General features: G+C 58.4%; 8 protein-coding genes. 3 read left to right on the forward strand and 5 right to left on the reverse strand.

Annotation, left to right across the window (positions count from 1 at the left end; translation table 11 throughout):
* Positions 1-21 precede the first annotated feature (21 nt).
* The 4 genes from OR601_RS06585 to OR601_RS06600 form a co-directional block, all read right to left on the reverse strand.
* Positions 22-2,244: a DUF6541 family protein gene (locus OR601_RS06585; RefSeq protein ID WP_265591439.1), complete on the reverse strand. Its 2,223-nt coding sequence runs from the start codon at positions 2,242-2,244 to the stop codon at positions 22-24.
* A gap of 88 nt (positions 2,245-2,332) precedes the next feature.
* Positions 2,333-4,048, reverse strand: a complete 1,716-nt coding sequence (locus OR601_RS06590) for an ABC1 kinase family protein (RefSeq protein WP_265591440.1) — start codon at positions 4,046-4,048, stop codon at positions 2,333-2,335.
* Positions 4,049-4,075: 27 nt separating this feature from the next.
* Positions 4,076-4,522, reverse strand: a complete 447-nt coding sequence (locus OR601_RS06595; RefSeq protein WP_136013000.1) for a phasin family protein — start codon at positions 4,520-4,522, stop codon at positions 4,076-4,078.
* Between the two features lie 72 nt (positions 4,523-4,594).
* Positions 4,595-5,278 carry an HAD family hydrolase gene (locus OR601_RS06600; protein ID WP_265591441.1) on the reverse strand — a complete coding sequence of 228 codons (684 nt, stop codon included), beginning with the start codon at positions 5,276-5,278 and terminating at the stop codon, positions 4,595-4,597.
* Between the two features lie 179 nt (positions 5,279-5,457).
* On the opposite strand from OR601_RS06600, the gene serC reads away from it, so the two are divergent.
* From serC to OR601_RS06615, 3 genes are all read left to right on the forward strand, one after another.
* Complete coding sequence (serC, locus tag OR601_RS06605) at positions 5,458-6,558, forward strand: 3-phosphoserine/phosphohydroxythreonine transaminase (RefSeq protein WP_265591442.1); 1,101 nt, start codon at positions 5,458-5,460, stop codon at positions 6,556-6,558.
* Between the two features lie 116 nt (positions 6,559-6,674).
* Entirely contained in the window at positions 6,675-7,838 is a 1,164-nt protein-coding gene (locus OR601_RS06610) for a phosphoglycerate dehydrogenase (RefSeq protein ID WP_265591443.1), read from the forward strand.
* Positions 7,839-7,921: 83 nt separating this feature from the next.
* On the forward strand, positions 7,922-9,166 hold the full coding sequence (locus OR601_RS06615) for a DUF1015 domain-containing protein (protein ID WP_265591444.1): 1,245 nt from the start codon (positions 7,922-7,924) through the stop codon (positions 9,164-9,166).
* A gap of 497 nt (positions 9,167-9,663) precedes the next feature.
* Here the strand turns inward: OR601_RS06615 and OR601_RS06620 are convergent, their stop codons facing one another.
* Complete coding sequence (locus OR601_RS06620) at positions 9,664-15,300, reverse strand: InlB B-repeat-containing protein (RefSeq protein WP_265591445.1); 5,637 nt, start codon at positions 15,298-15,300, stop codon at positions 9,664-9,666.
* Positions 15,301-15,917 lie beyond the last annotated feature (617 nt).

Consider the following 15,917-nt stretch of genomic DNA (forward strand, 5'->3'; position numbering starts at 1 on the left):
CCCAAAAAAGCAAACTAGCTGCTATGAGAGCGGTTCGATCTCATAGAACTGCATTTCGCCGTTGGAAATCAATAACTTGAAACCAGGTGTCTCAGGAGTAATGGAGTCTATGCCCACCCAATCTTTGGCTTGGTAGGTGTGAAAGTGCCCCGTCTCATGGCTGCCCTCGAGTTTGAGCACGTATTTTGCCCCAGTAGACTCAACGGCATATTGAACATCAGGATTAGTGGCATATTCAGCTAGCTTCAGGCGTAGTGTGCGACTAAAGGATGTCTCTGTGTCGTCCCCCCGTTGTCTATCTTCTTCAGAGGGCACCTGGTTGCGCCGATAGTACACATTCAAATCATCCTTGGCATACAAGAAAGCGCTCATATCATCGGGACTATTAATCACCAGATTATTGCCTGCAATTTGCTTTGCCTCTTGAGCAAAATCCCGTTTCGCCTCATTGAGCAACGTCTCGCTTGAGGGATCGCTCAGCCACTCGATCTGCTCCTCAATGTAGCCATAAGAAGTTTCCATCCGCTCGTCAGGAGAGGATTGATAGGTTGGCATAGCCACAATAACAAACACAACGGCACCACATCCAATAGCAACGAGGCCTTTTTGAGCTACTCGGTTTGAAGGCGTGGTTTTCTCGGCACCTTTAGATATCGAGGTCTCATCACCTACTCTGATAGACAAGGCAGGAGCCTCTTGGGTAAGTGTGCAAAGACCTTTTATCATCCATGAGCAAATCGCCCAAAACCCTAATACCACCGTTGGGACCATGGCGACAAGACAGAGGGAAGCCAAACGAGCCGGATCCGTATACCAAAAGCCGCCAAAAAGGTGTTTTAAGGACCCCTCAGCAGCAGTAGAGAGCACGTAGGCTGTTGCAAAGTAGCCAGTAGCAACCAGCGGCCACCACTGAGTGGAATATGCAAGCATCACAAGCAAGCCTATGGCCAAAAAGACCGTGAACGTCCACTGAGGCTGCGCAGCAGTATCAAAAGTGAAAGAAAGAATTTGACCAATAGCGTCTTCTGGCATCTGGGTGGCTTGCCAGTTGAACTGCACGACATTTCGAAGCGGAGGAAATTTATAAAGAAGAACCCAGATAACTCCAACCACAACAAAAAATGCCAGATACTTTAGGATATTCCTATTCTTTCCAGGCTTTAGCCATTTGGCATAGAGGGCTTCGATAAGGAAGGAAACTCCAAAAACCCCAACGGCAAAGACTCCATTGGGCTGCGAGAGCCCCACGGCTCCCAGAGAAAGAAGGGCAATGATCCCAGGCACTACAAATGAACCGACAGTAAATAACCTCCCTGTTGTCTCGCCACACACCCATGGAACCACAAGCCATCCTAAAAGTGCCACAGCGTAGGGAACAAGTGCCTGAGACAGTAATTGCGCCACTTGAAATCCCTGCATGATGGACAGCCACCAGGGATATACCGCAATCATTGGAGCTACAACGGAACCAGCCAGCAGCTTTTTCTTGTCGTGATTAAACACAAATGCGAGCATGGCATAGAGACCAAGAGGAAATACGAAAGCGCCGATCACAAACAAAGACGCATTGACAACCAAAGCCACGGAAATCTTATCTCCAATGAGCCCCAGAGCAGTCATGGCGTGCCAAGCAGAGGGATAAAAACCACTGTAAACCATAGGAGCGCGGACATCAGAAAGGCCGCGATAAAGAGAGCTGCCAAACGAGGAATAGTTGGCTGAATCAGAAAAGTTCTTAATCAGGTTCACATGGAAGAGGCCATCGAAAGCTGGAATCATCATGTTTACATCTAAAAGGTTGCACAAAAACACGCAACACATCAGCAGGCACCCGATAGCTACGTAAAGAGCTGGAATCCCCCAATCTACAGGCAGCCTCCCTGCGTGACAACAATCTCTGGAGACCCCACGGACAAGCCTATAGTAGCTAAAAGGGCGTGCCGAAATAATTTGCCCATTATGGGCATCTTGGGATTTGGTTTCTAATGAAGCCCATGTATGCCGGCCGAACTGTCTACGACCCAATGCCATCAGAAGGCATAGTCCAGAAGGCACAATCACTATAGATAGCAACCCTGCGGGAATACCAATCGCCCCATAAACCATGCTCAATAAAGAAACTAAAGCAACTGAGGCAACTGGCGAAAACACCATCGAGAACCAGAAGGAAAGCGTGAGAGCATAGAGCAACGTCGCTCCTGGCAGCACGTATATAATCAGTGTTATGAGGATAGCTAACAGCAAGATATGCCCTTCTTAAGGTTGAGGCCAATCAGCGTAAGAATTTATTCGCAAGCTTCCGATTGTCATGCGCGTTTAACGCATATCGCAGCTACTTGCGCCGCTTTTTGTCGTGTTTGAGGATATCGCGCACCATGTAGATCGAGAGGCCAATGGCCAAAAGGTAGCCCAAAAAGCCCAAAAGCGGCACACCCATGATGATGAATGAAGCGCCTGCAAAATACACGATGGACGATCCAATGAGCAGGCCTGCGATAATAATGCCCATAGTAAGGCGGTCTGCGATGTGGGACAGGTCCTCAATGGGATCCTGGGAGCCCGAGAAGTCCAGGTTCATTTTGAGCTCGCCCCGGGTAAGCATGTCGGTCACAAGGCCGGCCTGAGACAGCGCCTCCAGCGTGCCATGGAGCGCCTTGCGGCTTTGCAAGGCCAGCTCTTTGAGCTCCTCTGCTGCCATCTGCTGGACATCTTGGGTATCTTTGAGGTGGTGCTCAATGATCTCGATCATCGAGACGCCTGGCAAGAACTCGTCGATGACACCTTCGAGGGTCACCAACCCTCGAGCAATCATGGTCATGGCACCCGGAAGCTCGATGGCATAGCGGCGCGCCAGTCCAATAAGGTCGCTTAGGAACGCCCCTAGATCCAAATCGCTCAAATCCATGGTGCCGTAGGTGTCCAAGATATTGTCCAGCTCGGCCAATAGGGCTGCATGGTCGATATCCAAGCTGTGGTTTTCTGAGAGCTCGATCAGACCCCGCTCCAAGCTCGCAGAATCATGGGAAGCCACTGCCAGCAGCATGGAACGCAAAATGGAGCGGTAATAGCTTGAGAGATGACCTGCCATGCCCCAGTCGATGAACACGATTTTCTTATGGGCCACCATTACATTGCCGGGATGGGGATCCGCATGGAAAAAGCCGTCATCCAGTACCTGCTTGGCGTAGTTGTCCACCAGCTTGGTGCCGATCTCTGTGAGGTCGTAGCCTGCAGAGACAATGGCACGGGGGTCGGAGATGGAGATGCCATCGATATAGTCCATCACCAGCACATGCTGGGTACACAGCTCTGGATAGGGCTTGGGAGCAGTCACGTAGCGAATCTCCGCATTGTTGGACCGATACTCCTGAAGGTTCTTAGCCTCCACCAAAAAGTCGGTCTCCTCGTTAAAGGAGTCCCAAAGCTCGCTCACCACGCTTTTGAGATCCACAAACTGATCGCCGCCCATAAAAGGCGACAGATGGCGCACCACCGTGCGCATGATTTCGATGTCCTGCCCCATGACTTCGCGCACGCGCGGACGCTGCACCTTGAGTGCCACATCCTGACCGGTGGTCAGGCGCGCCCTGTGCACCTGGGCTATCGAGGCGGAGCCCAAGGGTTTCTCGTCAATGACTTCAAAAAGCTCTGCGACCGGCTTTTTGTACTCGTGCTCCAGCACCTCGAGCACCGTGGTGTAAGTCATGGGCTCCACGTCGGTGCGGAGCTTCTCAAGCTCCTTGCAAAAGGGCTCGGGCAAAATCTCCGAGCGCATAGAGAGGATCTGGCCCGCCTTCACAAAGGTGGGACCCAGATCCTCCAGCATAGACACGAATTTTTGGGGTGTAAGCCCCTTTACCACGTCGTACTTGCGCAAAATGCCAAAGATCTCCCGCAAGCGCTTGCGGCGGGCGCCTCTCGAAAGGTCGCCGGTGCTCACGGTCCTTTCGCCAAAAATGCCGAGAAGGACCTCCTGGGACCCGGTGGAATCTAGGTCTTGGGCCACCACACCTTCAGGCAACGAGATTTTGCGGGAGTCTTCAGCCATTGATCATTGATCCTTGTAGGGGTTCTCTTACTTCTCGTCCGGGGTCTCGACCACGTCTGCCTCAACGGCGTCGACCTCTTCTGCCGTAGGGGTGCCCTGGGCAGGATCTACGCCACCCTCAGACTCCATGGCGTCAACGCCGGCAGCAGTGGGCGCAGGTTCCTCGGCCTCAGAAGCGTTGACCTCGTCCAATGCCTCCTGCATGGCATCCATGAACTTCTGGCGCTGCTCAGGGGACATGGTCTTGAGGGTGCTCTTCACGGTAGCCTGGACGGTCTCGGAGACGGCATCGGAAGCCTTCTGAGAAAGCTCCTCGTTTACCACCTTGCCCTGCTGAACGGTAAGCTCGCCCTTCTTTACCAGGTCGTCTACCACCTGGCCAGCCTTCTCGCCTACGATGGCGGCAGCCCCTACGCCTGCCAGAAACGCGTTGTGCACGAGGTCGCCAAGGCCGTTCTTTTGATTGTCTGCCATCTTGAACTCCTAACTGTGAAGTTTGCGCCACAGCGCAAGGCCCTATCCACATATTCAAGTTTACGTACCCAACTAAGGGCCCAACAACACTTCTTCAAGTTCTGACGGAGTATCCACCAGAAGGTCAGCCCCTGCATCTCTCAACTCGCTCGCATCGCCGGCGCCCCAGGTGACTCCAATGGAAGTGACTCCATTGGCCTGGGCGCCACGAACGTCGTCTGCCCTGTCGCCGATCATCACCGCCTCGCGGGGCCTCACGTCGAACGCCTGAAGAGCACCCGCAACAATCTGCACCTTGTCGATGCTTTGTCCCGGCTGATTGGCCACCACCTGGGAGAAGTAGCCGTCAAGCCCTTGGGCGCGCGCCATGGAGCAGGCCAGCTGCTCTTGCTTGCAGGTGGCAAGGCCCATAGGCTTGCCAGCGGCTGCCAGATGCTCCAGCAGCTCAGGGATTCCTGGATAAGGCATGCAGGCCTCAGGCCCTAGCTGTTTATAGGTTTCCCGGTAGAGATGGGTGATCTTCTCGGCTTCTTGGGCGTCGACACCGTACACCTGCGAGAAGGCAGCAGGGAAGGGAGGGCCAATGAGACGGTTCACGTCGCCAATGCGCTCATCGGACCACCCCAGAGAGCGTAAGGTATTGACGGCGGTGAATCGGATGCCGTCGGGCGTGTTGGCGATAGTCCCGTCGAAATCGAAGAGGATCACCTCTGCATTGGCGGCAAGGTCGGCAGCGCGGCTGGTTCCTACGATCATGACTCCTCCTTTAAGGTCCCTTGTAGCTTACCCGACGCACGCGACGCCCACCCTCAAGCCGGGGTGCAGAATGCCGTTACCTCCTCGACATAGGGCCCGTCTATGCTAGTGAGCTAACGCGACGGCCCCATGCTTCGCTCTCAAGAGACGAGCATGCCTTGGCACAGGAAGGATTCGCTATGGCTCGCGTCTACAACTTCTCTGCCGGCCCCGCAGCAATGCCGGTCTCCGTGCTCCAGGAAGCCCAGCGGGAGTTTCTGGATTATGCGAGCTCAGGCATGTCGGTGCTGGAGATGAGCCACAGGTCGGCTGCCTACCAGGAGGTCATCGACGCTGCCGAGAATAACTTGCGCTCCCTGGTTGGCATTCCCGATTCCTACGGAGTGCTCTTCTTGCAGGGAGGCGCCACGCTCCAGTTCGCCGCCATCCCCATGAACCTCATGGCTGCAGGGCGCGCGGGCTACATTGTGTCGGGGCATTTTGCAGAGAGCGCCTGGCTTGAAGCCGAGAAGTACGGCGTCGCAGAATGCTTGGCCTCCAGCGCAGAGACCCATTTCGACCGCATTCCTGCCCTGGGCACCATCGAGGCCAAGAGCGCGGGGCTTGACTACACCTACATCTGCCAGAACAACACCATTTTTGGCACCATGTACCATGAGCTGCCTCGCACGGGCACAACGCCGCTAGTGGCCGACGTCTCCAGCTGCTTCCTCTCACTGCCGCTGAATTGCGAGCGCTACGGCCTGTTTTACGCCGGCGCCCAAAAGAATGCGGGGCCTGCCGGCGTCACCGTGATCTGTGTGCGCCGCGACTTGGTGGAGTTTGGCCCGGCAAGTCCCTACTGCCCCACCTACCTTGACTTTTCCAAGCAGCTGGCCAAAGGCTCCATGCTTAATACCCCCAACACCTTTGGCATCTACCTGTGCTCCAAGGTCTTTGAATGGGTGCAAGCCCAAGGTGGCCTTGAGGCCATGGGCCAGTACAATCAGGCCAAGGCAGACACGTTGTATGGCGCCCTTGACGATTCTGACTTCTACCGTGGCACCGCCCAGCGCGACTCCCGCTCCATCGCCAACGTATGCTTCCGCACTCCCACGCCTGAGCTCGACGCCGCCTTCTGCCAGGAAGCGGCCGGCCAGGGCTTGATGGGGCTCAAGGGTCATCGTTTGGTGGGAGGCATCCGCGCCTCCATCTACAACGCCGTCACTCCGGAGGCGGTGGATGCCTTAGCAGGCTTCATGAAATCGTTCGAGCTGGCCCACGGCTCACGATCTTTCTAGGGCCGCCTTGTTGAGAGGGCGCGTTCGTCTCGGCATCCCCAAGACGCCGCTTCCGCCACCGGGCCGCCCATCCCATCGCTTGCCCGCCTCACGCACACCCACCTCTAAGGAGTCCCATGCGCACCATCAAGATCATCGATGACATTGTAAAAGACGGCCTCACCACCATTGGCGAGGGCTACGAGATCACCAGCGACGTCGAGGGGGCAGACGCCATCCTCATGCGCTCCACCGACATCCACGGCATGGAGATGCCCGCCTCCATCCGCTGCATCGCCCGCGCGGGAGCCGGCGTCAACAACATCCCTCATGCCGAGTTGGCAGAGCGGGGCATTGTGGTGTTCAACACCCCAGGAGCCAACTCCAACGCCGTGAAAGAGCTGGTTATAGGCTTGCTTATGATGGGCTCCCGCGACGTGCTGGGCGGCATGCAATGGTGCCGTGCCCACGAGGACGACCCCAACGCCTACGCCGAGGCCGAGGCCCACAAGAAAGCCTTTGTGGGGCGCGAGGTCAAAGGCAGAAAGATCGGCGTAGTGGGCCTGGGCGCCGTAGGCTCCAAGGTGGCCAACGCCTGTGTGGACTTAGGCATGAAGGTCTACGGCTACGATCCCTACCTCTCGGTAGACCACGCCTGGCAGCTCTATCGCGACGTCACCCCCATCAACGACCTAGACGAGCTCTGCCGCGAGTGCGACTACCTCACCGTGCACGTGCCCCGCAAAGAGGACACCGTGGGCATGATAGGCGCCGAGCAGCTGGCTCTCTTGAACCCCGGCGCGGTGGTGCTCAACTATGCCCGCGAGGACATCATCGACGAGGACGCCATGGAGGCTGCATTGGCATCCGGCCAGGTGAAGCAATTCTTCACCGACTTCGCCACCCCCAAGTCGCTCCACATGCCCCGCACGCTGGTGACCCCGCACTCCGGCGCCGGCACCGTGGAGGCCGAGGCCTCCTGCGCCCGCATGGCCGTGGACGAGATGTGCGACTATCTGGCCAACGGCAACATCACCAACTCGGTGAACTTCCCTGAGTGCCATATGGGCACCTGCCGCGGCGCCAGCCGCATCGCCTGCCTCCACGCCAACGTGCCCAACATGATTGGCCAGATCACCGCCATCCTGGCTGACGCCTCGGCCAATGTGCAGCGCATGACCAACGAGAACTCCGGCCGCGCCGCCTACACCATGTTTGACACCGACGAGCACCTGGAGCCCCAGATCATCGAGCGTCTACGCTCCATCCCCAACATGTGGCGCGTGCGCGTCATCCAGTAGCCCAAACTCGCAGGTAGCGGCGGCGTGTCCTTCTCGGCGCGCCGCTTTTCTTCTCTCACGTCCCTTGCTCACCGGGAGGTCCCATGGACATCCGACCCTTTGCCGCCATCCATCCCCGCCCAGACCTCATGGCCCAGGTAGCCGCCTTGCCCTACGACGTGGTGACCCCCCAGGAGGCCCGCGACGCCGTGGCCGCCCACCCCAAGAGCTTCTTGGCCATCGACCTGCCTGCAGAAACCGGGTTCCCAGCCGATAAGGACCCCTACGCACCTGAGGTCTACCAGCGGGCGCAGGAGCTTTTCTCGGCAGCCATGGAATCTGGCGACTACGTCCAAGATGCCGAGCCCCACTACTACATCTACCAGCTGGAAGATGGCGAGCGCTCCCAGCGGGGCCTGGTGTGCGTGGTAGGTGTCGCCGACTACCTGGAAGATCGGGTGAAGCGCCACGAGAACACCCGGGTGGTCAAGGAGAACGACCGCATTGCCCACATCGAGGCCGTGGGCGCCCAAACAGGCCCGGTCTTTTTGGCCTATGACGACGAGCGCGAGGACGGCTCGCTGGAAGAGCTGTTGGATGCGGCCAGCGCAGGCGAGCCCTGGGCAGACTTCGTGGACGACGAGGGGGTGCGCAACCGCCTTTGGCGCGTGGACGATCCCTGGATGCTGGGACAGCTTTCTACGGCTGCCGGAGCGCTGGAGTGCGCCTATATCGCCGACGGGCATCATCGCGGGGCCTCGGCAGTGAAGGTGGCCCAGCGCCACGCCGGCGACCCCGACGCCGCCGACGATGCCGATGCCTTCATAGCTGTGCTGTTCCCCGCCTCCGAGCTCTCCATCCTGGCGTACAACCGCGTGGTAGCCGACCGCGCCGGGCTCACCCCCGCCCAGCTGCTCGCTGCCGTCGAGGACGCCGGGTACACCCTAGAGCCGCGGGCTGAGGCGGCAAGTCCTTCTCGGCAGGGAAATTTCACCCTTTATACCGACGGCCACTGGTACGAGCTCTTCCCCACCCCTGAGCTTGTGGCGCGCCGCGGTGCGCTGGGGGCGGCGGATTCGTTGGATGTGGCTCGATTGCAGGCCGAGATTCTGGCGCCCATCCTGTCTATTGGCGACCCCCGAGAAGACCCGCGCATCGAGTTTGTGGGAGGCATTCGGGGCTTGGGCGCACTGGAGGACGCCGCTGCCGAGAAGGGCGTGGCCATTGCCTGTTGGCCCACTTCAGTAGAGCAGCTCATGGCCGTCGCCGACGCCGGAGAGCTGATGCCTCCCAAGTCCACCTGGTTCGAGCCCAAGCTGCGAAGCGGACTGGTGTTCCACAAGATCTAACTCATGCGAAGGGGACCGCTGCGCCTGCGGCCCTTGCTGCTTTTGCCGCCCTTGCCTGTTCCCGGCATCAATCGTGAGACTAGGCGAAGGGATTCTCGTTATTAGAGCCGTTTTTGCATGGTTTTGCCTAAGGGGCAGCAGGATATTGGCGCCTTCTCGTTATTAGTGCGTCTAGTTGCACTGGGGTTTTACAAGACCCCAGTGCAGAAATCGCGATAATAACGAGCCGGCTGCCAAAGCAGCATGCCGGCTGTCAAAGCGACCAGTCAATGTCACATGGCAGCCTTATTTCTCAACGCCCACTACTCCCACATTTCTCAACGCCCACTACTCCCACATTCTCTGCGTTCTCTCAAACACTGTGGAACAAAGGAAAACCCAGCATGTGCTCTGCATAAAAGCCCTCTTGGCCCGCCAGGGTCAAGAGGGCTTTTAACGGTGCGAACGGTGCGAGCTTAGCGTCATTTCAAGCTCGACACCGCTCCCGTCTAGGGCAACTAGGCGCGACGCCTACGCAGGTAAACCAGGGTAGTGGTGGCACCCGCAGCTAAAAGCACCAGCGCACCCCAGAAGACAGGTTCGTCGCCCATGCGGCCCAAGCGGCCGAAGCGCCCGTTCACCGGGTACACGATAGTGGCAGTGGCAGTAGCCTTGGCCTCGATCTCGGTGGCGGCAGCACCTTCACCGGGAGCAAGGGAGCCAGCTTCGCCCGAGCCCACCGCCGAGACGCTGTTGACGATCTTGCCAGGCATGGAGGGCTCGCGGATGGCAGCCTCGTAGGTCAAGGTCACCTGCTGACCACCGGCAAGATCGCCCACCGGCACACGCAGGGTGTTGGTCGCGCGGTCAAACTCCACGTCGCTCATAGCCAGCGGCTCCGTAGTGCCGTCGGGAAGCATGAGCTTGAGCGAAGAGGTATCCAGCTCGAGCCCATCACTCATGACGTCTACCAGTAGCGTGTCGAAGCTCATAGACATGTCCAGGGTATTTACTAGCTTGACGGTATAGCCCACCTTGTCACCCAGATACCACTCATCGGTATGAGTGAGGTTCTCGGCAGTCTTTTCGAGCGAGAGCTGAGGATCTGCCCACACCACCGGATGCGTGGAGTCCTGCTCGCCGGGGAACGCCTCTTGAGACTCAGTGCCACCGCGAGGAACAGGATCGGTCCAGGGGTCGCCGGGCTTCACCGTGTCATTGGGTCCTACCAGCAAGTTTGTGCCCACCGCCACATTGGGGATCATGAGCCCGTGAGCTGCCTGGGTGACAGTGGCCTCAAAGGTGAGCTTTGCGACCTCGCCCTTCATGAGGGTGCCGCAGGTAACGCTCAAGGTGCGGGTCTCAGGGTCGTAGGCTTCAGGGGCTACCGAGAAGGGCTCGCCCTCCTTGATTTGGAGCTTGAGGGTGGAAAGGTCGATCTCGAGACCTTCGGGAAGGGTGTCGGTGATAAGGCCGTTCTCGATGGCGGAGTCATCCTTGGTGGTCTTGAGCTCGATGGCATAAGCCAGGCGGTCGCCCACGCGGGTAATGGGGGCACCGAGGGCCGTGAGGTTCTGTGCGTCCTTGATGATGGAGATGTCTGGCGACGCCCAGTGGACGGCACCGTCGTCAGGCAGCACTACGTCGGTGGTGAGACCGCCGGTGGGGCCTGCAGGGACGTCAGGAAGATCGGGGTCATCGGGGTGGCTGGGATCTTCAGGCGTGCGAGTGCCGTCGGTGGTGCCCAACACGCTGGCGCTGTTTTGCACCGGGGTGCCCAAAGGCTGGTCCTGGAGAGCGTCGGTGGTAAGCGAAGCGTCGAACACCAAGGTTTTAGCGGTGCCAGGCGCCACGTCGCCCAAGCTGTAAGTCACACGACGAGTAGCAGCGTCATAGGCGCTGTCGGGTACCGCCAATGCAGTGCCGCCCTCCAAGTTGGCAAGATCGCGCACGATGAGCTTCATGGTTCCTGCCTGGGGCACCACACCCACCGGCAGAGGATCAGAAACCGTCACGTTTTGCCAGTTGGTGAGGCGGTTGTTTTGTGCGGTGATGTAGTAGCGCACCGTGTCGCCGATGCGGTTCACGCCGCGAGGATGGGTGAGGTTGCGCAGCACCTTGGTGATAAAGGTGTCACCCTCCTTGGAAGGATCGATGGTGGGGTCGTGCGTGGGGGTGACGTTGGGCGTATCCGGGTCTATCGGCTCGCTCTCAGGATCGACGGGCTTGTCGGGCGAATCTGGGTCGCTGGGGTTATCGGGATCGTCCGGGCCGCCAGGGTTGTCAGGATCGCTGGGATCGTCTGGGTTGTCAGGATTATCCGGGTTTTCCGGGTCTGCGGGGCCGCTGGGCGTGTTGGAAGGCGCACCCTTGTGGGCAGAGGCTCCAAAGACGGGATAGACCGTGGTATAGCCCTGAGAGAGCACGTCGTTGGTGGTCAGGAGCACCGGGGCTTCCGGCGTAGTGGTCCACCCCAGGAAGGAGCGGTTGTGTTTCTCGGCAAGGGAAGTCGCCCAGGCGGCAGCCTCGTTCTCATTGAGCGATTCCAACGTGGAGAGCACCTTGGAGCCCGGCTGGGTGCCATTGTAGACAAAGGCCGCGATCCCATCGGGAAGCTCCTTGACCTTGAGGCCGGAGCCGGCGCGGGTCTTCTCGACCACTACTTTGACGGAGGCGTCGGCCTGGAGGTCGTTCAAGCTCACAGAGCCGGCGGTAAGGAGGTCGGGACGAGCCTGACCGTTCACAAAGACACCGGTGACGGTGAAGCCCTCCGGAACGTCCCAGGATACAGGGTAGTTTGAGCCCTTGGCCAGTGCGTTGGCGCTGGCGGTGATGGAGCCGGGGCCCTCGCTCACGATCTGAGTCTCAACGCGGCACGTGTCTTCTTGGTGGTCCTCGGGCTTGGTAGTGATGACATCGGCCTTCACGAATGTGGCATGGATGGTGTGATTGCGATCCACCTTATAGAAGGGATAGGAGCCCGTATCGTCGATAACCGCGTCAGGCTTGGGAGCCACAGGGTCCTCGCTGACAGCGGGATCGCCAGGGCCGTCGGCCAGAAGGGAGCTCAGGCACTCGGGCGAGGCCATCTTGAGCATGGAACGCAGCAGGTTCTGGCTCTGTGAGACGTCGGTCTCCTTGGTGGACAGGCGATCGGCCAGGGAGCGCTCGGGATAGAAGGAACGAACCGTGTCGATGGTCACGCCTTGGAGCATCCAGCCTTCGGCAGGTTCCCACTCCACGGGGTAATCGCTGCCGCGCTTGACGATGGCCGAGGGCGTGATGGTCCCCTGGCCTGTCACCCGGGTGTCGATGGAAATCTGCTCCTCCTCGGAAAGGGTGACGTTTCCCGCTTGATCCTTGGGCGTGAGCTTGACCTCCACCGTACAGTCCTTGGAGCCGGCAGGCAGCTCGATAGCCACCGAACCGTCATCTTGCACCGTGATGCTTGTGGGGTTCACCTTGGCGCCGTCGGCGTCGGTGACGGTGATGTTTTCTTGTTTGATGTCATAGGATGAGGCGTACTCAGGGTCGATGGCTGCGGTGACCGTGGTGCCCTCGCCATCAGCGACGCGCACCGTGGGGCTCACCGTACCAGGACCTCCTGTGAGGCGTGTGGCCACCTGGTGATCTCCCTCCGAGCTGGAAGTGCCCGTTGGCTTGAGCTTCACCTCGACCTCGTGGTCGCGGTCCACCTGGGAGAAGGTGACCGAGGTTGCCCCTGCCGCTACCAGATCCGGGCGCTCCACGCCATCGATGTAGATCATCTCCAGCTCACGGGTGGAATCGAGCTTCCACTCCACCTTATAGTTGGATGCCCCGCTGTCGTCGGTGGCCACAATGGTGGACTTGGTGATGGTGGAGCTGCCTGCATCGCCGGTAAGCTTGGTGGCCACCTGAGCGTAGTCCACAGGATCCACCGGTGCCGACAAGTACTCCACCACCACATGATGGCTTGCCTCCAGCGCCCCAAGGTTCAGGGTGCCTCCGGCATATCGTGCTGGGTCCAGCAGCTCGTCGTCCAGCCAGACAGCACCGATTGAGCCGCCCTCGGCTGCCTTGAGGTTCACCGAGAGCTTGGTGCCCGTGTCATAGGTATGGGCCTGGCTGTCGATAGGCGCAGGGTCTTGGCCCTCCACCTGGATGCTGGTGGTGCCGTTGCCCTTTTGGCTCACCAAGAGATCCCAAGTCTTCACCCACTTGGCGTAGACGTGGAAGGGCTCTTTGGTGTCTGCGCCAGAAGGCGGGTAGGTTCCCTCAGGCACAATCTTCTCTCCGGTACCTGCGTTGTTAAGGTACCAGCCGTCAAAGCGGTAACCCTCGCGCACGGGGTCGTCGGGGTAACTGGCAATGATGTGGTTGTTGGTAAAGAGGGACTGGGCCTCGTCATCAGCGGTCGCCGGCTCGGAGGTCCCGTCCTCGTTGCGATGGAAGTGGGCTCGACGTTCCAACACCTGGATGGGCACCACCATGTCGCCACTCACGTTACCTGCCCAATCAACGGCATAGACATGGGCGTAGTACTGAGTATCCAGATTCAGGTTCTGAGCCGAGGTATAGGTCACCGTGTCGGTGCTATTGGAAGCAGAAATGATCTGAGAGGCGTTCACCTGGGACTTGGTGATAGCCTCAGGATCCTTGTTTGTGTCCACTGCCCGCACATAGTAACCACGCAGACCAGAGAGGGCTGTCTGCACCAGGGAGGCGGTTTTATCGGCAGGGGCGTCATCGAGGGTCTCAGGATCGCTCCACACCTCCACATACTCGGGGGCGTTTTGCAAGGTTGCCTGGGGAATGCCCTGGATCTTGTAGGCAAACTGGGTGCCCGCATCCACCGAGCCGCGCAAATTGAGCGTGGCCGAGTAGTGCCACCCATCGGGAGTGAGATTCACTCGGCGCAGGGAGGCGTTGGCGGCAGAGGGAGCGTCCTCATCGGCAAAGGAGAGGTCGGAGCCAGAGGTGTAGCGCGAGCCCTGGGCGATGTAGAGCAGTGTGTTGGCGAAGACCTTGCACTCGTCTTCTGTAGCCGATCCGTTGGAATGGCCGGTTTGGATCATGGCGTTTGAGCCATTGGTGACCAGATAGTAGTTGTCGGTGCCATTGCCCTGCGTGAAACGGATCCCCTGCACATTGCCTGCGCCATCGCTCATCTGCATCCACACGCGAGCATTGGAGCCGGCCAGCACCCTTTGCCCCAACACATGGGTGGTGGGAATGGAAAGCGTTTTGCCGTTGAGGTCCCAGGGACGCGAGGTCAAAAAGCCCGTGTCGATGACCTTGCAGTTGTTGAGCATGTAGGTGGTGCCGCCCTGCCCGGGGAAGATATCCAGGAAATCCTCGCGGGCGAAGCGGTTGAAGTAGGGGTGGTGCAGTTGCTTGGAAGCGTTGTCGGCATAGGGATCGGAGGTAGATGAGGATGAGCCGGTGATGGTGTCGTGGCCAAACATGAGGCCGCCGCCATGCTTGGCAAAAGCCACAGTGGCATCGCGGGAGGCAGCATTGAGGTCGCCGCCGGCGTTGGCATCGTAAGTGCCAAACATGATGACGTCGTACTTGTACTGCTGAATGTCGTTTCCTTGGGCATCCTTCACGGTTTCCATGAGATAGCCGTTGGGGTTGGCGTTGTAGTCGGCCAAGGTGATGGCCGTGATGTCCATAAGGTCGCGGCCCACCGTCACGCGCTGGCCAGTGGTGGGATCTGTGGTAGGAGTGTTCATCCAGTTTTTGAGATAAGCCGTAGAGGCGCCGTTGGGCGCCACATTGAGCACGCGGATCTTGTTGGAATCGCTGTAGGCGCTTCTGGATTCCCAGGCGCTCCAGGCATTGGAGCTGGTAGCCTTCTTCGACTGCCAGATGATGTATTTGTAGGGGCGGCCAGGGTCTGCGATGCCCTCGCCCGGGCGCAGCGGATTCTCAAAGGGGAAGGTCCACTTGAGGTCTTGGACCAGCTGCTTGTCCGAGGCTACGGTCACCTTGCCCGAAACCTTGATGTGGCCTTCTTTAAACTGAAGATCATCGCTGTCCGCTTGCGCAGAGACGCTTCTGGCGCCATTCTCCGCCAACGCCGGCTGCGGCGCCACAGGCACCAGAGTGAGCGCCATCACAAAGGAGAGCAGCCAGGCAAAGATCTTCGTCGCCAGTCCCTTGCGTTTCATTTCTACCTCCGTAGATGTATATAGCCCGTTTATAGCTGCGTTTCAGCATACTTATACCTTAATATATGGCTATCGATATCTTTGGGGCAATAATTAAACTTCGCACTATTGCGCAACATTTTCTTTTTGTGACGGTTGAGCCTAGCGGCTTTGCTGGTCTAAAGCATGATTATTCCATGTTTACCTTGTGATGCATCAAGATTTTTTGGGGACATCTTGGCTTTCGACTGGTCCTATTACACCTGCTTTTCAAGTAGCGCCCTTGGACATTAGGACACTGTTTGCCAGTCTTCATTCATAGAATTATGAAATTGTATTTCATCATATTTTGAATTTTATGACGTATTATTGTGACACCTGTTACGTATATTTTTCCTAAATTGTACAGTTATTTAGTATATAGGGCCAATGGTGGCCTTTTTGGTACCTGCACCGCTTTTTGAAAAGCTTCCTCACGTGCTGGCCGCAGGTCTTTCTGCGGAGTCACTTGCTCACAAAGCGAGTCACTTGCTCACAGCGCTTATGAGCATGCTGGATCCTCAGCCACCACCTCACTGTGGCCGCTCGCAGCCTAGTCCGCCCATGATTCTCGTTATTAGAGCCTCTCTTGCATGGTT

This window comes from Leptogranulimonas caecicola, from assembly GCF_023168405.1.
GTDB classification, from domain to species: domain Bacteria; phylum Actinomycetota; class Coriobacteriia; order Coriobacteriales; family Atopobiaceae; genus Leptogranulimonas; species Leptogranulimonas caecicola.